This window comes from Streptomyces sp. RLA012, from assembly GCF_056270325.1.
Window position 1 is genome coordinate 2377438 of sequence record NZ_JBWDPA010000002.1, and the last position, 24620, is coordinate 2402057.

A 24620-nucleotide genomic window follows, 5' to 3' on the forward strand; every position below is an offset into this window, starting at 1 on the left:
CGATGATCACAAGACAACGGCTGGCGGCAGGCGTCTGCGCCCTGCTCGCCGCCCTGACGGCCGGGATCGCCTTCCCGACCGGAGCGGTCGCCGACGAAACGGCGGAGCAGGCCGCTCCCAAGGTCGAACTCGTGCTGGACGTCAGCGGTTCGATGCGGGCGCGCGACATCGACGGCGGGTCGCGCATGTCCGCGGCGAAGCAGGCGTTCAACGAGGTGCTCGACGCGACACCCGAGGAGGTCCAGCTCGGCATACGGACTCTCGGCGCCAACTACCCCGGCAACGACCGCAAGACGGGCTGCAAGGACACCGCACAGCTGTACCCGGTGGGCACGCTGGACCGCACCGAGGCGAAGACCGCGGTCGCGACCCTCACGCCCACCGGCTGGACACCGATCGGTCCCGCGCTGCTCAAGGCGGCCGACGACCTCGACGGCGGCGACGGCACCCGGCGCATCGTGCTGATCAGCGACGGCGAGGACACCTGCCAGCCGCTCGACCCGTGCGAGGTGGCCCGCGAGATCGCCGCCAAGGGCATCGGTCTCACCATCGACACCCTCGGTCTCGTGCCCGACGCCAAGACCCGCGACCAGCTCAGCTGTATCGCGGACGCGACCGGCGGCACGTACACCTCGATCCAGCACAAGGAAGAACTCACCGACCGTGTCGGACAGTTGGTGGAGCGGGCCGCCGACCCGGTGGTGACGCCGGTCGCCGTGGAGGGTGCCGCCGCCTGTGCGAAGGCCCCGACGCTGAAGTCCGGGCTCTACACCGACCGTGAGGAGTTCGGGCAGCACCGCTACTACCGCGTGGACGTCGAGCCGGGGCAGGAACTGCGCGCCTCGGTGAGCGTCGCGGCCGACCGCGAGGTCAACCCGGACTACGGGGTGCTGCTGCGCGCCGTCACCGTGCACGGACGTGAGATCGTACGCGGGGAGGCGGCGGGCAACGGCCGTACCGATGTCATCTCGACCGGTCTGCGCTATCCGAAGGCCGAGAGCGACGACGAGGACGCCGCCGCCGAGACCGTGTGCCTGCAGGTGTCCAACTCCTTCTCGGCCGCCGCGGGCGTGAAGACCACGCCGGGCATGCCGGTGGAGCTCACCGTCGATGTCGTGGACGGGCCGGACCAGTCCGGCGACGTGGCCTCCTTCGGCCTCGGACGCGGCTGGTGGCTGCTCGGCGCCCTCGTGCTCACCGGCTTCCTCGCGGGTGTGCTGTGGGGCTGGATCTCGCGTTGGCGGTTCGCGGTCTGGAGGACCAACTGATGCGTATCGGACAAGTGTTGAGCACCGCCCTGCTGCTGCTCGGAGTCGCCGCGGCACCCGCCGCGGCCGACTCCTCGCCCTCCGCGAGCCCGTCGGACGACAGTTCCGCGCCGACCCAGGCCGGTACGTCGTTCCGTACGGCGACCGAGATCGAGCAGGGTGAGCGGGCCACCGCCAGCGGGTCCACGGGCGACTACCTGTACTGGTCGTTCCCCGCGGACGCCGGGCAGCGGCCCACCGTGAAGGCGACGGTGAAGCTGCCCGAGGCCGCCACCCGGCACGCCGGCCAGACCTGGCAGCTCGACGTGTACGACGGGCTGCGGCGCCGCCAGGCGTGCCAGTACGGCGCGCAGACGCGGACGGCGGCCCAGGACGCGGCCTCCGTGCAGCTGTCCTGCACGCTGCGGACCGTCCGTGCCTGGTCGGAGACCTGGGCCAACGACCCGCTGCCGGGCACGTACTACGTCCGGCTGACCGTCACCGGGCTGCAGTCCTCGGACCTGGGGCTGCCGGTCGGCGCCGAGGTGAAGGTCGACTCCAAGGACATCGGGGGGTCGGCGGCGGTGGACGGTTCGCTGGCGAAGCCGCTGGTGCCGGGGATCGCGACGAGCGCCGAGAAGTCCGGGGACTCCACCTCCTCGACGGCGGTCCTGTCGTCGATCGAGCCCGACGACGGCTGGTCCTCCGGCTGGTGGTCGGACCGCTGGGTGTGGACCGCGATCGGCGGCATCCTGGCAGCGCTCGCGGGCATCGGCGGATACGCGCTGACCCGCGGGTCGGGGCGGCCTCCCCGGGTGCGGCCGGGCGCCTGAGCCCCTGCCGGCCCCCGCGACGGCGAAGGCCCGCCGTGTCCCCCTCGGCACGGCGGGCCTCGTCCCCCGTCCGGGTTCCGGTCCGGTGAGGTGCTGGGGTGTCGAGAAGTGTCCGCTTCTCGACACCCGTGCCGTGCAGCCTGCCGCCGTCGGTCGACGGCCCGCAATGTTTTCGAACGCGCTGGAAGTGTCCGGCGCGAGCGGCGCGCTACGGCTACAGCTACAGCTACAGCTACAGCTACAGCTACGGGAGCCCCTTGGGGGCCTCAGTCCCCGCGCAGCACCTTGGCGAGGGTGCTCTCCCCCGTGACCTCGATCCGTCCGTCACGCACCGCGTCCACCAGGGTCGAGGTCCCGCGGCTCACATCCGTGCACGTCCCGGTGTCGAGGCGCAGCCGCACGTCCGGCTCCCGGGGGGCCGGCCCGTCCCCGTAGACCGGCCCCTCCCCGGCGCCCAGCCACACATGGAACTCCCCTTCCTCCAGCCGGACTTCGACCAGCCCTTCGTCGCCCTCCCCCGCCAGGCCGCGCAGCAGCGGCAGCGCGAACCAGTGGGCCCGTACGGCGTCCGTGGCCCCGCGCTCACCCAGCGAGGCCGCGCCCCATTCGCCGAGCGCCTGCAGCACAGGCAGCAACTCGCGGCCCCGAGCGGTGAGTTCGTAGACGTACGCGGGACTCGGCGGTGGCAGCCGGCGCCGGGTCGTCAGCCCGTCGCGCTCCATGTCCTTGAGCCGGGAGGCGAGGACGTCCGTGCTCACGCCCGGCAGATCCGCGTGCAGATCGGTGTAGCGGCGCGGGCCGCCGAGCAGCTCGCGGACGATCAGGAGGGTCCAGCGGTCACCGACGGCGTCGAGCGCGCGGGCCGCGGAACAGTACTGGTCGTAGCTTCGGCGAGGTGACATGCGACGCAGTCTAGACATGTTGTTGGACTTTCCAAGCAGAAGCTTGGTAAAACCAAGCAACACCAGATACCGGAGGGGCGCAGCGCATGGAGTTCCGGCAGTCGAACAAGCTCAGCGAGGTCTGTTACGAGATCCGCGGCCCGGTGATCGAGCAGGCCGACGCACTGGAGGCGGCGGGCCACAGCGTGCTGCGCCTGAACACCGGCAACCCCGCGCTGTTCGGTTTCGAGGCGCCGGAGGAGATCCTCCAGGACATGATCCGGATGCTTCCGCAGGCGCACGGCTACACGGACTCGCGCGGCATCCTCTCCGCCCGCCGGGCCGTGGCGGGGCGCTACCAGACGCTGGGCCTGGAGGTCGGCGTCGACGACGTCTTCCTCGGCAACGGCATCTCCGAGCTGATCTCCATGGCCGTACAGGCGTTGGTCGAGGACGGCGACGAAATCCTCATCCCGGCCCCGGACTTCCCGCTGTGGACGGCCGTGACGACCCTCGCGGGCGGCAAGGCGGTCCACTACCTCTGCGACGAACAGGCCGACTGGTACCCGGATCTGGACGACATGGCCGCGAAGATCACGGACCGCACCAAGGCCGTGGTCATCATCAACCCCAACAATCCCACGGGCGCCGTCTACCCGAAGGAGATCATCGAGGGCATCCTCGACCTCGCCCGCCGGCACGGCCTGATGGTCTTCGCCGACGAGATCTACGACCGGATCCTGTACGACGACGCCGTGCACCACTCGGTCGCCGCACTCGCCCCCGACCTGGTCGTCCTGACCTTCTGCGGCCTGTCGAAGACCTATCGGGTGGCCGGCTTCCGTTCGGGCTGGCTGGTGATCACCGGCCCGAAGCAGCACGCCAAGAACTACGTGGAGGGCCTGACCATGCTGGCCTCCATGCGGCTGTGCGCCAACGCGCCCGCCCAGTACGCCATCCAGGCCGCGCTCGGCGGCCGCCAGTCCATCCACGAACTGACCGCTCCCGGCGGCCGGTTGCACGAACAACGCACCGTGGCCTGGGAGAAGCTCAACGAGATTCCCGGCGTGTCCTGCGTGAAGCCGAAGGGCTCGCTGTACGCGTTCCCGCGCCTCGACCCCAAGGTCCACAAGATCCACGACGACGAGAAGTTCGTCCTGGACCTGCTGCTGCGCGAGAAGATCCAGGTCGTCCAGGGCACCGGCTTCAACTGGCCCCGCCCCGACCACTTCCGCATCCTCACCCTCCCGCACGCCGACGACCTCGACGCGGCGATCAGCCGGATCGGGCGGTTCCTCAGCGGGTACCGGCAGTAGCGGCCAGCGGCGGGTACGGGCGGCGGCGGGACCGTCTGGCGCAGCCCGTCCTGCGAACGGCCGGGGTCAGTGACACTGTACGGAGGGAACGACAGCACGGGCGGGACGGGCGGGACAGGAAGGGCGCGGCGATGGGTGACCTGCTCCTCGTGCGGCACGGCGAGACCGAGTGGTCCTTGTCCGGGCGGCACACCGGATCGACCGACGTCCCGCTGACCGAGAACGGCCGCGCGCAGGCCGAGCGGCTGGCCCCGCTGATCACCTCGCACCACATCGCGGCGGCGTTCGTGAGCCCGATGCAGCGGGCGCGGGAGACGGCGCGACTGGCCGGCATCGACGGGGCGCGCGTCGACCCCGACCTGTGCGAGTGGGACTACGGCGGGTACGAAGGGGTCACGACCGTGGAGATCCACCGGACGCGGCCCGACTGGTTCCTGTTCGACGACGGGGTCGCGCCGGGGCCGCCGGAGCATCCCGGGGAGAGCCCCGAGGAGGTCGGGGCACGGGCGGAACGGATGCTGGCCAAGATCGACGCGGCGCTCGGCGAGTCGGAGGGCATCGTCGTCCTCTTCTCCCACGGGCACTTCCTGCGGGTGCTGACCGCACGGCGGCTGGGCCTGCCCGCCGCGGCGGGCGCGCTGTTCCAGCTCGCCACCGGGACCGTGAGCCGGCTGAGCACCGAGCATCGCCGCCATGTGGTGGCCGGCTGGAATGTCAGACCCGCCTCGTAGTGTTCGAGTGGACCGGTCGAGGGCGATCTGTCGAGAGCGACCTGCGGAGGGCGACCTGCGGAGGGCGGCCTGTGGAGGGCGGCCTGTGGAGGCGCGGGGAACTGCGCGACCGCCCCCACCGGCCCACAGCCGAAGCACGCGAAGGAGTGGGGCGCCATGACCCGACCGCCGACCGCCGCACAGCGGCGTGTCATCGACGCGGCCGATCCCGTGACCGGGCGGCTGAAGGGGACGGACGCGCAGCTCGCCGCGCTGGTGAAGCGGGGACTCGCCTTCCGACATCCGCGTCCGCCGCACGACCACTTCCTGACACCCGCCGGGCATCGCATACGTGAGGCTCCGGAGGCCACCGTCGCCCCTGAGCCTGCCCCGGCCGCCTCCGACTCGGGCGTGTTCGCCGCGCGGATCGGCGGTGAGGAGAACGCCGTCGGCGGCCCCTCCCGTACCCGCGAGGTGCGCAGCGCCTGGCAGGGACTGCTGGAGCTGCGGCGGATGACCCATCCGGACGGGGCCGTGGACCGTCCGTGCGGATGGGAGCGTACGCATCTGGTGCAGGCCGCCGCGCTCGCCCTGGAGGCCGCGGGACATCGTCCGGCGGCCGCGCAGGGCGACGGCTACCGGGTGCGTGCGACCCCGCAGCCGGAGGCCGTCGCCGTCCGGGAGCCGGATCCCGAGGCGCTGCGCGCCTGCGCGGCCACGCTGGAGAAGGCGGGCTGGCAGGTCGGCGAGCACACGGAGCCGCGTACGAGGGCGCGGTATGTGCTGGCCTCCCCTCGACGCGCGTGAGGAGCCGCCTACCCCTCAGTAGGGTGGCATCCGTTCCGGCCGTCGTACAGACCGCCGGAGAAGGGAAAGTCGTGGCTGAACCATTTTCGGCGCAGACTGGTCGGGGACCCGCGTGAGTACTTCCGCGCGCTGGCCGACGATCCGGGTCTCCTCGGCCTCTGAGCCCGTGTGCCCCGTGTGCCCCGTGTGCCCCGTGTGCCCCGTGTGCCCCGTGTGACACGGTCTACGCGTCCAGCAGCTCCGGGCGGTGCTGAGCATCATAGGCCGCGCGTGACCGGCGATCGAGGCGCGGTGCCGCTCGGCCCAGTCCGTCAGCGACAGCAGGGTCGTGTGCAACTCACGGGCCACCGGGGTGAGTTCGTACTCGCCCTTGGGCGGGACCGTGGGGTGGACGGCACGGGTGAGGAGCCCGTCACGCTCCAGCGGCGACGGGGCTCGCCATGGCGGGCGCCCGGGAGGAGGACGCGGGGCTGGCCTCCGGGCTGTTCAACACCACGCAGGTGGTGGGCGGTTCGCTGGGACTCGCGGTCCTCACGACACTGGCGGCGAGCCGCACGGAGCGGCTGGTCGACGGGGGTGCGCGGACCGTGGCGGCCACGGCGGACGGCTACCGGCTGGCGTTCACGGTCGCCACCGGGATCGCGGTGGCGGCCCTGGCACTGGCGGCGACGATCCTGCGACCCGGGCACGGGGCGTCTCATCCGGCCACGTTGCGGAGGGGACGGCCGGGGCGGAGGTCACGGCTGTGGCGGAGCCTGGGTCCGGAGCGACACGCACACCCGACGCTGAGCGTGCGTCCGACGCTGAGCGTGCGTCCGACGCTGAGCGTGCGTCCGACGCTGAGCGTGCGTCCGACGCTGAGCGTGCGTCCGACGTGAAGTCGGCGCCCGGGGACGGTCGTCAGGTCTGCGCGCACGCCTCCTCGTGATCACGCGCCCACTGTTCGTACGTGGCACCCACCTCGTTCTTCACGGGCCGGCTGTCGGCCGCGCGGTCGCGTCAGGGCTCCGGGTGGGCACCGGGACCTGGTTGAAGCCGTAGTAGACGGCGATCAGACCGTGGGCGGAAAGGGTCAGCGTGGCCGAGACATAGGCCAGTCCGACCGTGGCCGGGTAGGCGAGGCAGCCGAGGGCGAACCGGACACGGGTGCGGCGGGCGGCTTCGACGTCGACGCGGGTGTCGAAGAGGTGGCCCGTGCGGGTCAGGTGCCACCACAGGGCCTGGAAGGACAGCGCCATCCCGACCATGACCAGGCTGTACACGGCGGCCGCGACATGCGACGCCCCGTCCTCGCGCAGATACTCCGCGAGCATCGCCGTCGGCCAGGGCACGGCGGCCACCACCATCAGCAACAGCAGGTTCAGGAACATCAGCGTGCGGTCGACCCGGGCGACGTAACTGAAGACCTGGTGGTGGTTGATCCACATGATGCCGATGACCAGGAAGCTCACGACATAGGCGGCGTACGACGGCCACTGCGCGCCGAGCGCATGCCACAGGCCGCCGTGCTCGCCGACCTCGGGGACCTTGATCTCCAGGATCAGCAGCGTGATGGCGATGGCGAAGACACCGTCGCTGAAGGCCTCCACACGGCCCGACTCGTTCATGACGCGCACTCCCCCATGGCCACGACTGTGCGCTCAGAACGTAGCCCAGCGGGGCCCGGTCGGCGGGGAGCAAGCACCAACTCGCCTTGCACTGACGGGTGTACGAGGCTCGGAATCTCTGGTAGGAAACTTTCCTAACAGTATGTGCTCACCACACTCCCCTCATCGGAGGTACCGTGCACACCCCCCACATACACACCTCACGGCGCACACTGCTCACCCTGATCGGAGCCTCACTCGTGGCAGGCCCCCTCCTCGCGACCGAGTCCGCGACCGCCGCGTCCGGCGGTCTCGACGACCCGGCGAAGAAGGAGATCGCCATGAAGCTGGTCTCCAGCGCGGAGAACTCCTCGCTGGACTGGAAGGCGCAGTACAAGTACATCGAGGACATCGGCGACGGGCGCGGCTACACCGCCGGGATCATCGGCTTCTGTTCGGGCACCGGCGACATGCTCGACCTGGTCGAGCTGTACGCCCAGCGCAAGCCGGGCAATGTCCTCGCCAAGTACCTGCCCGCCCTGCGCGAGGTCGACGGCAGCGACTCGCACCAGGGCCTGGACCCCGGCTTCCCCGCCGACTGGCGCAAGGCCGCCCAGGACGCGGCGTTCCAGCAGGCCCAGAACGACGAGCGCGACCGGGTCTACTTCAATCCGGCCGTCAAGCAGGGCAAGACCGACGGCATCGGCGTCCTCGGCCAGTTCACCTACTACGACGCCATCGTGATGCACGGCGACGGCACCGACAGCACCAGCTTCAGCAACATCCGCAGGCGGGCCCTGACCAAGGCCAAGCCGCCCGCCCAGGGCGGCGACGAGGTGACGTACCTCAACGCCTTCCTCGACGCCCGTGTCTGGGCGATGAAGCAGGAGGAGGCGCACTCCGACACCACTCGGGTCGACACCGAGCAGCGGGTGTTCCTGCGGAACCGGAACCTGAATCTCGCTCCGCCGCTGGACTGGAAGGTGTACGGGGACAGCTACCACATCGGCTGAGGCGGTCCTGCGCAGGCCTGGCCGGGCCTGCGCAGGCGTATCCCGAGGTGCGGTCAGCCATGCCCCCTGGGGTTGATGTTGCCGAAAGCGTTCAGGAGAGACACGACGGCGATCGTCTGGACGAGCACCCAGCCGATCACTGTCGAGAAGCCGCGCATCTGGTAGATCGAGAGCAGCATGCCGATCCTGCTCGTCCAGAAGTGGCGCTCGCATCGGAAGGTGTCGGCATCCATCGCCATACTCGTCAGGGTCAGCACCAACATCATCATCAGGACGTAGGTGGCCGCGCTACCGAGTTCCTGGTCGGTGAGGCGGTTGCCCAGCGTGGCCAGGCCGATGAGCACGCCATAGGCGGTCACCAGACTCAGGGCACGCACCGGACCCTGGCGTCCGGGAAGCAGGCGCCACAGCGCCCCCAGTACCAGTCCCACACCCGCCCACGTGACCTGCCAGCCGATGAACGCCCACAGCAGGTCCGGGATGCCCGTGGAGTCTTTCGACACCTTCATCCACCAGTACTCCTGTGTCACGTTCGTCATCCAGACGAGAACCAGGCTGAAGGGAACGCCAAAGCAGAACGCCAGGAATGCGGCACGTCGGGCGTTGTCCCACCAGTTCGTATGGGGGCCCCAGCTCAGGGCGACGTCCACGACCGTCACCTGACTGGGAAGCCAGGGCCGCGCCGTGCCGGCCACCCCGCGGGGCGGCCGCCAGCGGTGCAGCTGGTCGAGTTCCTGCTCCACGGCGCGCCGCGTCGCCCCGCCGTCGCTCTTCCCCTGCTCCAGTTGGTGCAGCTGGTTGTGCAGTTCGCGGTAGCGGCGCGCACGCTCCGTCAGTTCGTCGTGGCGTGCCTCGGTGATGGTCTCGCCGACAGCCGAACGCAAGGATCCCCCCTCCAGGGGCTGGCTCAGCACCGCCCACCGTTGCCCCACCGCCAGCAGGGCGTACACCGCCAGGACCCCCAGCGCCAGCCACAGGCCGGCCAGCGCGCTGTTACCCGCGTACGAGATCGAGACCTGCCTCGCCATCACCACTACGGCGAAGAAGACGGCCGTCAGCAGCTGCCCGACCCCGACCGGCCCCATCCAGGGCTCCGTCCGGGCCAGAGCCCTGGCACGCAACAGTGCCGCGATCCCGATTCCGGTCAGCACCCAGGTGTGGGTGTAGCTCCACAGGGGAATCTGGAGCGGGAACGCGATCAGGCCATGACCGATATCCGAAAGATGCTGCAGGTCGTATTCGGCTGACGTCTGGTCACTGAGCCAAGTGACGCGCTTCCAGGACTGGTCGCCGGACCACACGTACCAGCCCACCACGAGCACCGCGATCAGGGCCAGTACCGCCCCGGTGCGACGCAGTCGCCATGGGGTCGCGGAAGCCCAGGACATTCCGCCCTCCCGGGCGAGCCGCCAAGCCCATGCCACCAGCCCGGCCAGCCACAGCCACAGCACGGCTGCCGTCACCAGCGCCAGCGCGGTGAAGCCGTAGGCGGGCGGCAGATTCGCCAAGGGAAGCCGCCAGGGCTGGTCGAAAAGCCCAGGAGCCGCTTCCAGCAGCACGCCTGCCATCGCCGCCACTGAGGCGGCCAGCAGCACGGAGCGCCGTGGACGGGCGAAGAACACGAGTGCCCAGCCGGAGAGCACACCGATGACTCCCACCCAGTGCTTTTCGCCCCAGTGCTGGAAGAGCAGCAGCACGAGCAGGCCGATGGCCCCGCTGAGCAGACCCCACCGCAACAGCCAGCGCGCGGCGCCCGCCTCCAGCTCGGTGGTCACCGCACCCGACGGGTAACTGCGGGCACGCAGCGCAGCCAGTGTGATCACCACCGAGGCGCCCAACCACAGGCTTGCCTGACCGGCGTCGCTGATGATCTTCCATGGTTCATTCGTCGCGCTCGCCGCCCAGGCTCGCTGCCACGGCACCTTGAGCCGCACCGTGATCGGTGGGATCGGCGGGTGCGGCCCGGCGGGATCCCCCCACAGCAGCTTCCCGTTGTGCACTGACTTCGGCGTGGGCGAGAAATGGAGGACATCGATCCCGCCCACATCCGTCTCGATCCGCCGCCATTGGGCGTTCTTCAGCGCGAGTGGCTGGTTGAGGGTCAGCGTCCACTTGCGTGCGCCGACATCGATGGCCCACAGCCCCGCCTCCACGCGCCGACGATGCTGGACCCAGGACAGGGTCTCGTACCGCGCCGTGACCCAGTGGCCCTCCGCAGTCGCCTTCGGATGGCTCGCGCGCCATTCGTCTTCGCGGCGGTACAGGCCGTTCCCCTGATCACGCAGGAGACAGCGCATCGCACTCCGGTACGGCTCGGAGTCCTCACTCAGCAGCAGGTCATCCGCGTGGATCCAATCCCTCGGAACCTTGACCGTTGCGGACCCCCTCACCACGGCCAAGGCCCGCTTGTGGTAGTCGAGTCGGATCGAGGTGTCGACCGTGGCGCGCATCAACTGCTCCGGATGGCAGTCGTCGGTCGCGGCCACCGCTTCCGCCGTCGGCCCTGATCCCCACCAGATGAGCGCCAGCAGCACCAGTACGGCACACCGCGCCCACCGGGGTGTCCGGATCACTTCTCCGCGGGACAGCCCGTGAGAGGGGTGCACAGCAGGATCGCCTGGTACGGACCCCCCTCGAACTCGTGAGCACGTGAGGGGTCGACGCCGGCCAGGAACCGCCACTGCGACGGCTTGACGTGCTCGGTCCGGTCCGCCTTCTCCACCCGGGTCCGCAGCGTGCGGGCCTGCGGGTCACTGCTCTCGACCATGACCTCTCCCGCCGCCAGCGGGAAGTGCTCGTGCAACAGGCACAGGCCGAAGCGGTCGAGGTTTCCGTGTTTCTCCAGCACGGCGACCAGGTCCTGCACGAACTGCGCGTCCTGCGGTCCGAGCCCTTCGGCCTCCTCGAAACGGGGAAGCGGTTGCTTACGGGTACTCGCTCGATCGGTCATGACCAGCTCCTCCATGCCACTGTGTGCAACACCGTGAGCACCCTAAGTTGCCGAACATGCGTGCGCAATTCGAAGCCGACGGCCCGACGGAGACCGTTCCGGGGCGCGCACGTCCATGCGCGCCCCGGAGACGGCCGCCGTGGACCCCGCACGGGTCCACGGCCGCCGGCCGAGGGCCGTCCCCCGGAGTTCTTCCGCGGGTCAGGCCTGCGCGGCGATCCGCGCGAGGCGCTGTGCCTCCTCCCGCGTGGTGCGGGCGACGGCGTCCTCGTCCACGTGCAGCAGGCGGCCGTTCTCGACCACCGGCTCGCCGTTCACGAGGGAGAGTGTGACCGGGGCCGCCGCGCCGAAGACCAGCGCGGTCACCGGGTCGGCGATCGAGGCGTGGGCCAGGGTGTCCAGCTTCCACAGCACGAGGTCTGCCAGCTTGCCCGGCTCCAGGGAGCCGATCTCGGCCGCCCTGCCCAGGACCTGGGCGCCGCCGTAGGTGCCCAGGCGCAGCGCCTGACGGGCGTTCAGGGCGGCTTCCCGGTGGGCGCCGAGGCGGTTGATGAGGAGGGCGTTGCGCAGTTCGGTGTGGAGTTCGCCGGACTCGTTCGAGGCGGTGCCGTCGACGCCGAGGCCGACCGGGACGCCGGCCGCGAGCATGTCGGGGACGCGGGCGATTCCCGCGGCCAGGCGGGCGTTGGAGGAGGGACAGTGGGCGACACCCGTCTTCGTACGGGCGAAGGCGGCGATGTCGGAGTCGTTCATGTGGACGCAGTGGGCCATCCACACGTCCTCGCCGAGCCACCCCGTCGACTCGAAGTAGTCGGTCGGGCCCATGCCGAACAGTTCCTTGCAGAACTGCTCCTCCTCGACGGTCTCGGAGCCGTGCGTGTGCAGCCGTACGCCCTTGCGGCGGGCCAACTCGGCGCCCTGCCGGAGGAGTTCGGTGGAGACGGAGAACGGGGAGCAGGGGGCGACGGCCACCTGGGTCATGGCGTCGAAGGAGGGGTCGTGGTGCTCGTCGACGGTCGCCTCGGTGGCGGCGAGGGCGCCTTCGAGGGTCTCGACGGCGAAGTCCGGCGGCAGTCCGCCGTCCTTCTCGCTGCGGTCCATGGAGCCGCGGGCGAGTGTGAAGCGGACGCCCGTCTCACGCGCGGCGCGGATGATGGCGCCGGACAGGTCGCCGGAACCCTTCGGGAAGACGTAGTGGTGGTCCATGGCGGTGGTGACACCGCCGCGGGCCATCATGGCGAGCGAGCCCCGCGCGGCCGCGGAGACCATCCGCTCGTCGATGCGCGCCCAGGTCGGGTAGAGCGCGACGAGCCAGTCGAAGAGGTTGTGGTCGGTGGCCAGACCCCGGGTGATCCACTGGTAGAAGTGGTGGTGGGTGTTGATCAGACCGGGGGTCACCAGATGGCCGGTGGCGTCGATCCGGCGTACGACGTTCGCCAGGCCCTCGGGAGCCCTGCCCGCGCCGAGGGACTCGACGCGGTTGCCCGCGACGACGACATGGCCCGACGCGTACTCGGTGTCGGCCGCGTCCACCGTCGCGATCGCGCAGTTCTCGATGACGGTGCGCCGGAGCCGGGACGGGGTTTCTGCCGATGCTGCCATGGTGCGTCCTTCTTCGTTTCGAGGGGTGGGCCACGGCAGGACCCTGGGAGGTTTGAGTGCCGCGGCTGTCGACGCCACGGGTGCCGAAGGAGGGGGGCCTTCGCCCAGGCCTCAGAGGTTGGTGAGGTCCACCGGGATGTGCGGCTCGCAGCCGTCGCGCAGGACGGTGGCCTCGATCAGGCCGTAGGGACGGTCGGCTGCGAAGTAGACCTCATTGTCGTTCTCCAGCCCGAACGGCGTGAGGTCGACGAGGAAGTGGTGCTTGTTGGGGAGGGAGAAGCGGACCTCGTCGATCTCGCTCCGGTTGTCGATGATCCGCGCGCCCATCTGGTACAGAGTCTGCTGCAACGACAGGGAGTAGGTCTCCGCGAAGGCCTGGAGCATGTGCTTCCTGACCTGGTCGTAGGACTTCTCCCAGTCGGGCATCCGCTGCTGGTCGCCGGTCCAGTTGAAGCGCCAGCGGGCGGAGACCTGGGTGGCCAGGATGCGGTCGTACGCCTCGGGGAGCGTCGTGTACTTGTCCTTGGCGTAACCCCAGAACTCGGAGTTCGTCGAGTTCATCACGACCAGGTCCTTCAGCCCGGAGACGACCTCCCACTTCTCACCGTCGAAGGTGATCTGGGTGACCCGGGTCTCCTGGCCCCTGCGCACGAAGGAGTGCCTGGCGTCGTCGGCGCCGGTGGACTCGGAGTTCGCGTTCGCCTGGGAGGTCTCGATGCGCTCCCAGGCGTACTCCTCGATACGGATGCGCGCCGTCCTGATCGGCTCCTGCGAGGTCACGAAGTGCCGGGCGAGGTGGATCCCGAACCGCTCGGCGGACTCGATGCCGTACTCCTTGGCGAAGGCGTACACCGTGTTCTTGGTGGTGTCCGTCGGCAGGACGTTCGCGTTGGAACCGGAGTAGTGGACCTCCTCCATGTCACCGGAGAGCGACACGGAGACGTTCAGGTCCTTGATGTGGTGGGTGGCGCCGTCCCGCGTGATCCTGACGACTCGGTTCTCGGCCTTGCCGTACTGGTTCTGTCCCAGGATCACAGGGCGGCCAGAGTGGGCAGGCTGGGCAGGGCGGGAATTGACGGTCATTTAGCTAGCTCCCTCGGTATACGGAGTAGCCGAACGGGTTGAGCAGCAGCGGTACGTGGTAGTGCTCGCCCGGCACGACGGCGAACGTGATCGCCACCTCCGGGAAGAACACACCGCGCCCGCTGTCCCGGTTCGCGGGGGCGTCCTGCTGCGCATCGGCTTGCTTCTTCTCGAAGTACGGCTCGACGGCGAAGTCCAGCCGTACGTGGGTGGTCCCCTCCGGCAGCGCCGGCAGGTCCTTGCACCGCCCGTCCGCGTCGGTCGCGGAGCCGCCGAGCTCCCGCCAGTCTCCCCCTTGCCCGTAATGGGCCGATCTGCCGCTGCGTGCGGAGAGCCGGACGGCGACGCCCGCGGCGGGGCGGCCGACGCTGGTGTCCAGGATGTGGGTGGACACGGAGGCGGTGGTGCTGGTGCTCATGCTGCTGCTCTCAGTCCTCTTCGACGATGCAGGCCTCTTCGACGATGCGGGCGAGACGGATCCGGTTGATCTTGCCCAGCTCGGTGCGGACGATCTCCCGCTCGCGCTCCGGCGAGTTGCCGATCCGTTCCTCGACCGCGTCCCGCATCTGCTCCGCGGTCTTCCCGGTGGCGCAGATGAGGAAGACATGGCCGAACCTCTCCTGGTACGCCAGGTTCAGTTCGAGCATCTCCGCCTTGAGCTCGGCGGAGGCGCCGGCCATGCCGCGCTGTTCCCTGGAGGAGGTCGGATCTCCCGGCTTCGGCCGCCCGATCGGGGGGTGCCCGGCCATCGCCTCCGCCAGGTCCGCGGCGGTCAGCTCGGCCATGACGGCGTCGCTCGCGACGAAGAGGGCCTCGGGGGCGGCGTACGGGCGCCGGGCGAGCAGGCCGCGCACCCAGGCCGACGAGGCGCACACCTCGTGCAGGGCGGCGTGGGCGGCGCGCTCCTCCAGGGCGTTGAACCGGGCGAGGCCGCCGGGTGTCGTACTCGAAGTCACGGGAAGCCTCCGTGGCCTTGTGCTGGACGGGCTGGGGCCAGCTAACGCCCCCGGAAACACCACGTCAACACTTTGTTGAAAAATCGGGGTAACAACCGGCCCCTGCGCTCAGGCCTGCTTCTCGCGGTTCAGGTAGTTGTAGACGGTGAAGCGGCTGACGCCCAGCGCGCTCGCCACCGTCTCCACCCCGTGCCGCACGGAGAAGGCGCCGCGGGCCTCCAGCACCCGTACGACCTCCTGCTTGGCCTTGCGGTCGAGGTCGGCCAGGGGCTTGCCCTGTTTGCGCTCCAGGGCGGCCAGGATGTGATCGAGCGAGTCGGCCAACTGCGGCAGACGTACGGCGACCACGTCCGCACCCTCCCAGGAGAGCACGACATCGTCGGGGCCTGCCTGGTCGGGCGCCACCATCTCGCCCCCCATGGCGTCGACCAGCGGCTTGACCGCCGTCACGAAGGGGTCGTCCCCGATACCGGTCACCTACCGCCCTCCCCGACCACGTTCACCTGCAGCGAGACCCTGGTGGCGCCCGCCTCCAGAGCCTTGCGCAGCAGCGCGTCGACCGCGGTGAGCACCGCGTCCGCGCCGCCCTCCGCGGTGTTGCCGAAGGGACCGACATCCACGGCGTCCAGCTCGGCCGCCTCGATGACCTCGCGGGCGACCAGCGCGTGCGGGGGCGCCTCTTCGAGATCGAAGGGCTCGGTTGTGAACTCCACTCTCAATCGCACTGCGCCCCCCAAAATACGTCTCTGACCTGCACCTTTACCCCGAGCACTCATCGCGAGGGCACATCAGGGCACAACGTGGAGGCATCGATCGACTGCTCCACAGCCACAATGCACCGCAGGCCGATCAATTTCACGGTGGCGGAGCCCGTTCGCCCGTCACGAGGCGACCCTAACCGACCAGCACATGCCTCCGCGCTCGACAAGAAGATCCGCCGCCGCACCGACGTCGTCGGCGTTCGCCCGCGAGCTGGCCAAGCCGGATCTGCTCGGCGGCAGCGACGTCGGCCGCAGTCTTTCCCACCGGCCGTAGCCGCAGTACGGCCTCGGCGAGGAACCGCTCCTCAAGTTCCCGTACAGGTCGCGCTGCCAGTTTGTCGGCGTGTGCGGAAGGTGCCGCCCGTGCCGCCGTCGGGGCTGACGCGTCGACGACCATGTCCATGGGGAAGTCGATGAACTTCTCGACCGTGTCGAACCTGAACGGCTCGGTCGTGTCGAACCTGAACAGCTCGGTGATGGCGCCCTCGTCCTGGCTCATGACCTTCTGGATCTTGAAGACCTGCGGGTCGAAAATTGCTGAACCGCAGCTCAGCGACTCAGCGCACCTTCAGTGCGCGCCGGGGCGTGGTAAATCCCTTGGCGCGCGCCGGAGGCGCTTCTGTCCGCCGTGACGCGGACCAGTACCGGTCGGGGACGCTCGTGGGGTTCGTTCCGGCCGAAGCCGAGGCTTCTGTGACGTCAGTGAGCGCGCAGGTCAGCAAGGTGCCGAGGGCCGTCCACGGGAACAGTGGAGTGTTGCTGCGAGCACGCACGTCAGACTTCCTGTTCCCCCTGGCCCTCCCGGAACGGCGTACTGCTCGGCCGTCCAGTGAAGGAGGGGACAAGGCCGTGGACGTGCTGCATGAACGCTGCGCCGGCCTGGGCATCAGCAAGAAGGACGCCAAGGCATGGGTGCGCACCCCGAGCCCGAAGCGGCGGGGGTCCTTCACCGGGGAGACCACAACCTGGGGTTCGACGACGAGCGCGATCCTTGCCCTGCGGGACCATCTTCTTGCCGCCGAGGTCACACTCGTCGTGATCGAGGCGACCTCGGACTGCTGGAAATCATTCCACTACCTGCCGGCCGAGGACCTGAACGTGATCCTGGTCGACGCCAGCCAGGTCAAGAACCTGCCCGGCTGCAAGACCGACATCTCCGAAGCCGCCTGGCTGGCCCAGCTCGGCACCCATGGCCTGGTCCGCCCCTCGTTCGTGCCGCCGCAGCTGGTGCATGAACTGCGGGACCCGACCCGGACCCGCACCCAGGTGACCCGCGAAACGCGGGCAGATCGTGCGGCCACTGGAGAAGCTACTGGAGGACACCGGGATCGCGCGTCATCGGATGCTGTCCAGAATTCGAATTGTGGACCAGAACCCGCTCCCTCGAACGACACCGCAACCGCCAGCGTCAGGAACGGTGAGCGGCGGGCGCGGGCTGGAAGGACAGCGGCTACGCCTTCACCCGACCCGACGGAGCCCCGATTGAGGGAGCCGCCCCTCACCCGGCACTTCACCGCCCTGCTCCGCCGGGCCAGGCTCCGCCGTATCCGGTTCCATGATCTTCGACACTCGGCGACCACCCTCCTGTTGGAACAGGGCGTCGACCTCGTCGTCATCAAGGAACTCCTCGGCCACGCCCACATCGACGTGGCCGCCACCGTCTACGCCCACGTCCGACTCCGCCTCCAGCGCGACGCCATCGACATCCTCAGCACCGCCCTCCTCCCAGGGGCATTGCGTGAACGGGATTCGTCTGGTTCGCCGGTCTCGTGAGTGACGTGGTGTCATGTCCGTTGCGAGACAGGGGTGCCGGGGCAGCAGAGCAGGCACGGTGCTGGTGATCATGTGGTTGTCGAGACCCATGAGAACCGAGCGAGACCGTGCCTGCCCGAACATCATCGCCCATCCCTTCCGCCATGGAACAACTGGGCTCCCAGACCACTTCCCTTGCCCCGAGCGATGCTGTTGACCTGTGTCGTTTCCTGAGCCTGGTGCCCGATCCCCGTGATGTGCGGGGGCGGAGGTATCCGGCGGTCGCTTTGCTGTGCGCGGCCGTCGCGGCGGTGCTGACCGGGGCCCGCTCGCTCATCGCGATCAGTGAGTGGATCGCGGATGCTCCGCAGCACGTCCTGGGCACTCTCGGCTTCGGCATCGACCCGTTCACCGGCCTGCGGCCCGTGCCGCACGCCGCCACGGTGCGGCGTCTGCTGCAACGCGTCGACGGCGACGCGCTGGACGCGGCGATCAGTGCGTATCTGCAGGCCAGAGTGGTGCCACCACCCTCGCCCGAGGGGAAGCAGCCGGTGCGGCGGGTAATCGCGGTCGACGGCAAGGTGGTGCGCGGCTCGCGTACCAAGACCGCCACGGCGATCCAGCTGCCGGCGGCGATGGACCATCAAGGCGTGGTCCTGGCCCAGCGGCAGATCGTCTCCAAGAGCAACGAAGTGCGCCACGAGGCGCTCTGTCGTATCCCCGGCTCAGCCGGGAAGAACTCGGAAGGAGGTTCTTGGGCTCAATGGCTAACCCTGAGGCGAAAGCCGACGGGGACAAGAGCATGCCATGGAAACTTGCGGCCGTGTCCAGAGATCAGGAACGGTGCACAGGGGAGTCCGCGTGATATGGCGAAAGCTAGACTGCCTGAATCCCAATCTCCAGTGATGCAACTCTTCATCCACCGGAAAAGATCTCTGAAACCGGTGCCGCGCTCTGCGTCGGATTATTTCGTTGGCGACGCAACTTCCGGAGCGCTGGGCGATGTCCAGTGAGGACATTCAAGGGGATGAGTGGGGCGCCTACGTCACGCTGCAAACGTACGACAGGGACGAACGTGGGATCGCCTACGGACCGCGAGGTCCAGGGCGACGGAGTGCTCGTAGTAGTCGTCGGAGTCGCGACCGGCCAGGGAGGACGGGAGAGCCGTCCGCAGGGCGAAGGAGCACAGATGATCGGACACACATGCCTGGGAGGTATGCGAAATGCAGAGTGCTGAAACGGTGCTGGGTGTCCTACGTGAACGCGGCCGGCGTGGCCTGCCGTTGGAGGAACTGTATCGACAGATGTTCAATCCGCAGCTGTATCTGCTGGCTTACGGGCGCATCTATTCCAACCACGGAGCGATGACACCCGGAGTCTCGGGAGAAACCGCAGACGGCATGTCCATCGGGAAGATCGATCGCATCATCGATGCGATGCGCCACGAGCGCTTCCGATTCAGCCCGGTGAGGCGCACTCATATTCCCAAAAAGAATGGAAAGATGCGCCCCCTGGGCCTGCCGTCATGGACGGACAAGCTGGTCGGCGAGGTGATGCGCCTATTACTGGAGGCGTACTACGAACCGACGTTTTCCGACCGTTCTCACGGTTTCCGTCCCGGACGCGGTTGCCACACGGCATTGACCGAGGTGGCCAACACGTGGACCGGGACAACCTGGTTCATCGAGGGAGACATCGCCGACTGCTTCGGATCTTTCGACCATGAGGTCATGATCACGATTCTGTCGGAGAAGATCCACGACAACCGGTTCCTGCTGCTGGTGCGCAACATGCTCGCGGCCGGATACATGGAGGACTGGGTCTGGCACGCAACGCTGTCCGGCTCGCCGCAAGGTGGCGTCCTCTCGCCCTTGCTGTCCTCGATCTACCTGCACAAGTTGGACATGTTCATCGAACAGACACTGATTCCCGAACACACCCGAGGAGAAAAGCGGCGGCACAACTCGGCCTACGTCAAGCTGTCCGGCATCATCGAGCGCGGACGCCGACGCGGCGACCGCGCAGTCGTACGGGAGGCGCGCAAACGGCGGCGAACGCTGCCCAGCAAAGACCCCTACGATTCGGGATACCGGCGGCTGAGGTACTGCCGCTACGCCGACGACCATCTCCTTGGTTTCACCGGGCCGAAAGCCGAGGCTGAGCAGATCAAGGCACGTCTGGCGACATTTCTGCGCGAGGAACTCAAGCTCGAACTGTCCCCCGACAAGACACTGATCACCCATGCCCGCTCACAAGCGGCACGCTTCCTCGGCTACGAGATCACCGCTCACCACGATCACCGAAAGGGAGCCCGAGGCCGCAGATGGACCGACGGCTTCATCAAGCTGAACGTGCCGCGATCGGTGATCAAGGCGAAGTGCGCTCGGCACATGCGGCGAGGCAAACCCGCCCACCGCCGCGACCTGGTCAACGAGAGCGACCACACCATCGTCGCGACATTCGGGGCCGAATACCGAGGGCTCGTCCAGTACTACCTGCTCGCCGGAGACGTCTACAAACTGAACCGGCTCGAATGGGTCATGCGAACCGCGATGCTGCGGACCCTGGCCGCCAAGCACCGCTCGTCGGTATCGAAGATGACGACCCGCCACAGGGTCAAGACCGAGACACCATACGGGCTCCGCACGTGCTTCGAGGCCACGCAACCGCGGCAGGGCAGGAAACCACTGGTCGCCCGGTTCGGAGGGATTCCCCTCCGGCGCAACAAGAACGCGGTGCCCTACGACCGCGCCCCCAACCCCACACCCCACCGTCATCGGGAAGTCGTCCGACGACTTCTCCGCAGCGAGTGCGAGCTCTGCCATCAGCGAGGCGAAGTGGAAACCCACCAAATCCGCACACTGGCCGATCTCACCGGCGCGGGGACCGCCACACCGGGTTGGAAGAAGCTCATGGCCGACAAGCGCCGCAAAACCCTGATCGTCTGCGGCGACTGCCACGACTCCATCCACCCCGGAACACCGGCATGATGATCACGGACATGCTCATCGGAGAGCTCACTGCGGGGAAACTCGCACGGTGAGTTCGGAGGGAGGCCGCGCGGAAAAGGACCAGTTCACGCTGGCACCTCGCCGCGCGGCCGACCCTACATCCCCTCCTTCCAGCCCCTGCTGGACACCCTGGATCTGAAGAACACCGTGCTGACCGCCGACGCCCTGCACACTCAGCACGATCACGGCGCCTACCTGACCGGCCGTGGCGCCCACTACGTGGCTGTCGTCAAGAAGAACCACCCCGGCCTGTATGCCCAGGTCAAAGGGCTGCCCTGGCAGGAGATCCCGCTCGGGCACCGCACCCGCGACCGCGCCCATCACCGCGACGAGATCCGCCGGCTCAAGGTCGCAGTGTTCCGCCATATCGACTACCCCGGGGCCCGTCAGGCGATCCAAGTCGTGCGCTGGCGCCGCGATCTGAGCACCGGCAAGCTGACCATGGAGCGCGTCTACCTGATCACGAGCCTGAGCGTCTTCGACGCCACCTGCGCCGAACTCGCCACCTGGATCAGAGGCCACTGGGGCATCGAGAACCTCCTCCACCACGTGCGGGACCGCACCTTCCGCGAGGACGACTCCAAGGTCCGCACCGGCACCCTGCCCCGCGCAATGGCCTCCTTGCGCAACCTCGCCATCAGCGTTCTACGCCAGGACGGCCAGACCAACATCGCCGCCGCCCTCCGCCACGCAAGTCGCGACTGCCGCCGGCCCCTGCGGGCCCTCGGACTCACGTGACGAACCCGGACACATCTCGATCACGCAATGGCCCTGGGAGTCGGGCAGGCCCTTCAGGCCGTCGCAGACCACCATGCACACGTCCTCGACGCCGCGGTTCTTGATCTCGGTCAGAACCTGGAGCCAGTACTTGGCGCCCTCGCCGCCGTCGCCGGCCCACAGACCGAGGATGTCCCGGGTGCCGTCCACGGTCACCGCGAGGGCAACGTAGATCGGCCGGTTCGCCACCTGCCCGTCGCGGACCTTCACGTGCACGCAGTCGATGAAGATCACGGGGTAGACCGGGTCCAGCGGCCGGTTCTGCCACTCCGCCATCCCGTCCATGACCTTGTCGGTGATGGTGGAGATGGTCTGCTTGGACACACTCGCGCCGTAGACCTCGGCCAGGTGCGCAGAGATGTCACCATGCGTCAGACCCCGAGCGGACAGGGACAGCACCATCTCGTCCACGCCGGCCAGCCGCCGCTGGCGCTTCTTGACGATCTGCGGTTCGAAGCTGCCGTCGCGGTCACGCGCACCGTGATCTCCACCGGCCCCACATCGGTCAGCACGGTCTTGGACCGGACCCCGTTGCGGCTGTTGCCACTGCCGGCGCCAGCCGGATCATGCTTCTCGTAGCCGAGGTGGTCGGTGATCTCGCCCTCCAGGGCGGACTCCAGCACGCGCTTGGTCAGCTGCTGCAGCAGCCCGCCCTCGCCGGTCAACTGCAGCCCGCTCGCGCGGGCCCGGTCGACCAACTGCCCGATCAACTGCTCGTCCAGCACGTCCGCCGACAACTCGACCGGCCGGACCTCTTCAACCGCCTCGGCAGAGACAGTCATGTCGCTCATCAGGTGCTACTTCCATGATCGGGAGTTACACCGAAGACCGTACAGACCCACTGCGCGGCGCCGTTTTTCCGGCAGCCCCCTCTTGACACGGCTCGAGGCCCGACGGCAGTCTTCCATTAAGCAGAAATCAACTTCCACAATACGGAACCGAAGGGGGCGTCGGGCCAGATGCCAGGTCTTGAATGGGGCACCGCCACGGAGCAGCGCTTCACCGTCAACCTGTCGATCCTCTTCACGGAACTCCCGCTCCTGGAGCGCCCCGCGGCCGCCGCCGCGGCGGGCTTCACCGCGGTCGAGCTGTGGTGGCCCTGGGTCGACTCCCCCACCCCCGAGCGGTCCGAGCTCGACGCGCTGGAGAAGTCGATCGAGGGCGCGGGCGTCCGGCTCACGGGCCTGAACTTCTACGCGGGGCGGCTGCCGGGCCCCGACCGGGGCGCACTGTCGATCCCCGGCGTGGAGTCGGAGAGGTTCCGCGCCAACATCGACGTGGTCGCCGACTTCGCGCACTCGCTCGGCTGCGAGGCGCTCAACGCCCTGTACGGCAACCGTGTCGAGGGCGTGGACCCGGCCGAGCAGGACGCGCTCGCACTGGAGAACCTGGTCCTCGCGGCGCGGGCCGCCGACCGGATCGGCGCGATCCTGCTGATCGAGACGCTCAACAAGCCCGAGTCACCGCTCTACCCACTGGTGACCGCGCCCGCGGGTGTCGCCGTCGTCGACAGGGTCAACGAGGCGACCGGGCTCGGCAACGCCAAGTTCCTCATGGACCTGTACCACTTGTCCATGAACGGCGAGGACCTGCCGTCGGTGATCGAGCGGTACGCCGACGGGACCGGCCATGTGCAGATCGCCGACAACCCCGGCCGCGGCGCCCCGGGCACGGGCACGCTCCCGCTGGAGGACCTGCTCGACCGGCTGCGCAAGGCCGGTTACGCGGGCCGGGTCGGCCTGGAGTACAAGCCGGGCGACCGCCCGAGCGCGGACTCCTTCGCCTGGCTGCCGCCCGAGGCCCGACCGGCCCGCTGACCAGGACACGAGAGAGGCACCCTCATGAGCAGCAACCTCCCCAAGGTCGCGTGGATCGGGCTCGGCATCATGGGCTCCCCCATGTCGGAGAACCTGATCAAGGCCGGGTACGACGTCACCGGCTGCACGCTGGAGCAGGACAAGCTGGAGCGGCTGGCCACCGCCGGCGGCACCGCCGCCGGCTCGATCGCCGAAGCCGTGCGGGACGCCGACGTCGTCATCACGATGGTGCCCGCCTCCCCTCAGGTCGAGGCCGTCTCGTACGGCCCCGGCGGCGTCCTGGAGAACGCGAGGTCCGGCGCCCTCCTGATCGACATGTCGTCCATCACGCCGCGAACCTCCGTGGACCTCGCGAAGGCGGCCGCGGCCCAGGGCATCCGCGTGCTCGACGCCCCCGTCTCCGGCGGTGAGGCCGGTGCCGTCGAGGCCGTACTGTCGATCATGGTCGGTGGCGAGCAGGCGGACTTCGACGAGGCCGCGCCGATCTTCGAGGCCCTCGGCAGGACCATCGTGCTCTGCGGCCCGCACGGCTCCGGACAGACCGTGAAGGCCGCGAACCAGCTGATCGTCGCCGTGAACATCCAGGCGTGCGCCGAGGCCGTGGTCTTCCTGGAGAAGTCCGGCGTGGACCTGAGGGCCGCGCTCGACGTCCTGGGCGGCGGCCTCGCGGGCTCGACCGTGCTGACGCGCAAGAAGGACAACTTCCTGAAGCGCGACTTCAAGCCGGGCTTCCGTATCGACCTGCACCACAAGGACATGGGCATCGTCACGGACGCCGCCCGCGCTGTCGGCGCCGCGCTGCCGGTCGGCGCCGTGGCCGCCCAGCTCATCGCCTCGCTGCGCACCCAGGGCGACGGCGGACTGGACCACTCGGCCCTGCTGCGGGCGGTCGAGCGCCTCTCGGGCGCCCGGCTCTGAGACCTCCGGGTGGCGGTACCGCCGGCACCTGTCCTGTCGCGCCCCAGCGGTGGCGCCGCCCGGAACCCGGAACCATGCCCCCTTCTCGGCCTGAGGGAAGGCGCACCCCGGTTCCGTCGCCCCAGGGCGCATCGCCGTGCGCCCCCCGGGGTGCGGATTCGGTCGGGGCGCAGCAGCCTGGGGGCATGGACTATCCCAGCATCGTCGTGCACGCCCCGGCGCTGGACGGGTCGCGGCGGGTCACCGCGGGGGACGAGACGCTCGGTGTCGCCTATCACCTCGACGATGTCGTCGAGATCCTGCGGCGGGCCGAGGTCGACCTCGACGAGATCGAGGTCGAGGAGAGCGACATCATCGACTGGCAGGGCGGCGGCCCCGACGACTGGCCCGGGCTGTCGGAATACGTGCCCCCGCCCGACTGAGAGCCCGCACCCACCCACCTGGCGTACTCCACTGGTCGTACGCCGCCTACGCAACCCTCAAATCAAGCTCTGAACACGGCCCCAGGGGCTTCAACTCCCCCCGGGTGCGGGCACATTCTCGGCACACGGGGCCCGCCGGCACGGGGGCGGCGGGCCCCGTAACGGGGGTACGGGGGAA

At 69.1% G+C, this 24620-nt stretch carries 23 protein-coding genes and 5 pseudogenes; 15 read left to right on the plus strand and 13 right to left on the minus strand.

Annotation, left to right across the window (positions count from 1 at the left end):
* Nucleotides 1-2 precede the first annotated feature (2 nt).
* The gene (locus tag RV986_RS11180; RefSeq protein ID WP_475917241.1) at nucleotides 3-1268 is read left to right on the plus strand and encodes a VWA domain-containing protein; all 1266 of its coding nucleotides are present in this window, start codon (nucleotides 3-5) and stop codon (nucleotides 1266-1268) included.
* A complete protein-coding gene (locus RV986_RS11185) occupies nucleotides 1268-2080 on the plus strand; it encodes a hypothetical protein (RefSeq protein WP_475917242.1) in 813 nt (270 codons plus the stop codon). Before RV986_RS11180 ends, RV986_RS11185 begins: the two co-directional genes overlap by 1 nt.
* 266 nt (nucleotides 2081-2346) lie before the next feature.
* Here RV986_RS11185 and RV986_RS11190 read toward each other — a convergent pair whose 3' ends face one another.
* Nucleotides 2347-2982, minus strand: coding sequence for a winged helix-turn-helix transcriptional regulator (locus RV986_RS11190; RefSeq protein WP_475917243.1), 636 nt, complete (start codon nucleotides 2980-2982; stop codon nucleotides 2347-2349).
* A gap of 86 nt (nucleotides 2983-3068) precedes the next feature.
* On the opposite strand from RV986_RS11190, the gene RV986_RS11195 reads away from it, so the two are divergent.
* The 3 genes from RV986_RS11195 to RV986_RS11205 all read left to right on the plus strand — a co-directional run bounded on the left by RV986_RS11195 (nucleotide 3069) and on the right by RV986_RS11205 (nucleotide 5794).
* Nucleotides 3069-4277, plus strand: a complete 1209-nt coding sequence (locus RV986_RS11195; RefSeq protein WP_475917244.1) for a pyridoxal phosphate-dependent aminotransferase — start codon at nucleotides 3069-3071, stop codon at nucleotides 4275-4277.
* A 131-nt stretch (nucleotides 4278-4408) separates the two neighbouring features.
* Nucleotides 4409-5008, plus strand: coding sequence for a histidine phosphatase family protein (locus RV986_RS11200; protein WP_475917245.1), 600 nt, complete (start codon nucleotides 4409-4411; stop codon nucleotides 5006-5008).
* 156 nt (nucleotides 5009-5164) lie between these two features.
* Entirely contained in the window at nucleotides 5165-5794 is a 630-nt protein-coding gene (locus RV986_RS11205; protein WP_475917246.1) for a hypothetical protein, read from the plus strand.
* A 223-nt stretch (nucleotides 5795-6017) separates the two neighbouring features.
* Here RV986_RS11205 and RV986_RS11210 read toward each other — a convergent pair.
* Nucleotides 6018-6217, minus strand: a pseudogene (locus RV986_RS11210) (winged helix-turn-helix transcriptional regulator); the annotation flags it as partial.
* Between RV986_RS11210 and RV986_RS11215 the strand changes: the two are divergent.
* Nucleotides 6214-6477 (plus strand): annotated as a pseudogene (locus tag RV986_RS11215) (MFS transporter); the annotation flags it as partial. The pseudogenes RV986_RS11210 and RV986_RS11215 sit on opposite strands and share 4 nt — an antisense overlap.
* A gap of 285 nt (nucleotides 6478-6762) precedes the next feature.
* Here the strand turns inward: RV986_RS11215 and RV986_RS11220 are convergent.
* Nucleotides 6763-7401, minus strand: coding sequence for a TMEM175 family protein (locus RV986_RS11220; protein WP_475917247.1), 639 nt, complete (start codon nucleotides 7399-7401; stop codon nucleotides 6763-6765).
* A 176-nt stretch (nucleotides 7402-7577) separates the two neighbouring features.
* Between RV986_RS11220 and RV986_RS11225 the strand changes: the two genes are divergently transcribed.
* On the plus strand, nucleotides 7578-8393 hold the full coding sequence (locus tag RV986_RS11225) for a chitosanase (RefSeq protein WP_475917248.1): 816 nt from the start codon (nucleotides 7578-7580) through the stop codon (nucleotides 8391-8393).
* Between the two features lie 53 nt (nucleotides 8394-8446).
* Here RV986_RS11225 and RV986_RS11230 read toward each other — a convergent pair whose 3' ends face one another.
* The 9 genes from RV986_RS11230 to RV986_RS11270 all read right to left on the minus strand — a co-directional run bounded on the left by RV986_RS11230 (nucleotide 8447) and on the right by RV986_RS11270 (nucleotide 16244).
* Nucleotides 8447-10879 carry a DUF6185 family protein gene (locus tag RV986_RS11230; protein WP_475917249.1) on the minus strand — a complete coding sequence of 811 codons (2433 nt, stop codon included), beginning with the start codon at nucleotides 10877-10879 and terminating at the stop codon, nucleotides 8447-8449.
* Nucleotides 10880-10962: 83 nt separating this feature from the next.
* The gene (locus RV986_RS11235) at nucleotides 10963-11343 is read right to left on the minus strand and encodes a hypothetical protein (RefSeq protein WP_475917250.1); all 381 of its coding nucleotides are present in this window, start codon (nucleotides 11341-11343) and stop codon (nucleotides 10963-10965) included.
* A 201-nt stretch (nucleotides 11344-11544) separates the two neighbouring features.
* Nucleotides 11545-12945 (minus strand): 8-oxoguanine deaminase, encoded by a 1401-nt coding sequence (locus RV986_RS11240; protein WP_475917251.1) that lies wholly within the window; start codon nucleotides 12943-12945, stop codon nucleotides 11545-11547.
* 111 nt (nucleotides 12946-13056) lie between these two features.
* Complete coding sequence (gene pucL, locus RV986_RS11245; RefSeq protein ID WP_475917252.1) at nucleotides 13057-14028, minus strand: factor-independent urate hydroxylase; 972 nt, start codon at nucleotides 14026-14028, stop codon at nucleotides 13057-13059.
* Nucleotides 14029-14032: 4 nt separating this feature from the next.
* The gene (gene uraH / locus RV986_RS11250; protein ID WP_475917253.1) at nucleotides 14033-14446 is read right to left on the minus strand and encodes a hydroxyisourate hydrolase; all 414 of its coding nucleotides are present in this window, start codon (nucleotides 14444-14446) and stop codon (nucleotides 14033-14035) included.
* Between the two features lie 10 nt (nucleotides 14447-14456).
* Nucleotides 14457-14984 carry a 2-oxo-4-hydroxy-4-carboxy-5-ureidoimidazoline decarboxylase gene (gene uraD / locus RV986_RS11255; RefSeq protein ID WP_475917254.1) on the minus strand — a complete coding sequence of 176 codons (528 nt, stop codon included), beginning with the start codon at nucleotides 14982-14984 and terminating at the stop codon, nucleotides 14457-14459.
* Between the two features lie 108 nt (nucleotides 14985-15092).
* Entirely contained in the window at nucleotides 15093-15461 is a 369-nt protein-coding gene (locus RV986_RS11260; RefSeq protein WP_475917255.1) for a helix-turn-helix domain-containing protein, read from the minus strand.
* Nucleotides 15458-15709 carry a YkoF family thiamine-binding protein gene (locus RV986_RS11265; RefSeq protein WP_475917256.1) on the minus strand — a complete coding sequence of 84 codons (252 nt, stop codon included), beginning with the start codon at nucleotides 15707-15709 and terminating at the stop codon, nucleotides 15458-15460. Before RV986_RS11265 ends, RV986_RS11260 begins: the two co-directional genes overlap by 4 nt.
* A gap of 169 nt (nucleotides 15710-15878) precedes the next feature.
* The gene (locus RV986_RS11270; protein WP_475917257.1) at nucleotides 15879-16244 is read right to left on the minus strand and encodes a hypothetical protein; all 366 of its coding nucleotides are present in this window, start codon (nucleotides 16242-16244) and stop codon (nucleotides 15879-15881) included.
* A gap of 356 nt (nucleotides 16245-16600) precedes the next feature.
* On the opposite strand from RV986_RS11270, the pseudogene RV986_RS11275 reads away from it, so the two are divergent.
* The 5 genes and pseudogenes from RV986_RS11275 to RV986_RS11295 all read left to right on the plus strand — a co-directional run.
* Nucleotides 16601-17014 (plus strand): annotated as a pseudogene (locus RV986_RS11275) (IS110 family transposase); the annotation flags it as partial.
* Between the two features lie 107 nt (nucleotides 17015-17121).
* A pseudogene (locus RV986_RS11280) lies at nucleotides 17122-17518 on the plus strand (tyrosine-type recombinase/integrase); the annotation flags it as partial.
* A gap of 143 nt (nucleotides 17519-17661) precedes the next feature.
* Nucleotides 17662-18510, plus strand: coding sequence for a transposase family protein (locus tag RV986_RS11285; RefSeq protein WP_475917258.1), 849 nt, complete (start codon nucleotides 17662-17664; stop codon nucleotides 18508-18510).
* A gap of 210 nt (nucleotides 18511-18720) precedes the next feature.
* Nucleotides 18721-20487, plus strand: a complete 1767-nt coding sequence (locus RV986_RS11290) for a reverse transcriptase domain-containing protein (RefSeq protein ID WP_475917259.1) — start codon at nucleotides 18721-18723, stop codon at nucleotides 20485-20487.
* A 30-nt stretch (nucleotides 20488-20517) separates the two neighbouring features.
* Complete coding sequence (locus tag RV986_RS11295; protein WP_475924250.1) at nucleotides 20518-21246, plus strand: ISAs1 family transposase; 729 nt, start codon at nucleotides 20518-20520, stop codon at nucleotides 21244-21246.
* 39 nt (nucleotides 21247-21285) lie between these two features.
* On the opposite strand, the pseudogene RV986_RS11300 reads toward RV986_RS11295, so the two are convergent.
* Nucleotides 21286-22076, minus strand: a pseudogene (locus RV986_RS11300) (IS256 family transposase); the annotation flags it as partial.
* 168 nt (nucleotides 22077-22244) lie between these two features.
* On the opposite strand from RV986_RS11300, the gene RV986_RS11305 reads away from it, so the two are divergent.
* The 3 genes from RV986_RS11305 (at nucleotide 22245) to RV986_RS11315 (ending at nucleotide 24442) form a co-directional block, all read left to right on the plus strand.
* Nucleotides 22245-23102: a TIM barrel protein gene (locus tag RV986_RS11305; RefSeq protein ID WP_475917260.1), complete on the plus strand. Its 858-nt coding sequence runs from the start codon at nucleotides 22245-22247 to the stop codon at nucleotides 23100-23102.
* A gap of 24 nt (nucleotides 23103-23126) precedes the next feature.
* Nucleotides 23127-24020 (plus strand): 2-hydroxy-3-oxopropionate reductase, encoded by an 894-nt coding sequence (locus RV986_RS11310; RefSeq protein ID WP_475917261.1) that lies wholly within the window; start codon nucleotides 23127-23129, stop codon nucleotides 24018-24020.
* 185 nt (nucleotides 24021-24205) lie between these two features.
* Nucleotides 24206-24442 (plus strand): hypothetical protein, encoded by a 237-nt coding sequence (locus tag RV986_RS11315; protein ID WP_475917262.1) that lies wholly within the window; start codon nucleotides 24206-24208, stop codon nucleotides 24440-24442.
* Nucleotides 24443-24620: the final 178 nt, after the last annotated feature.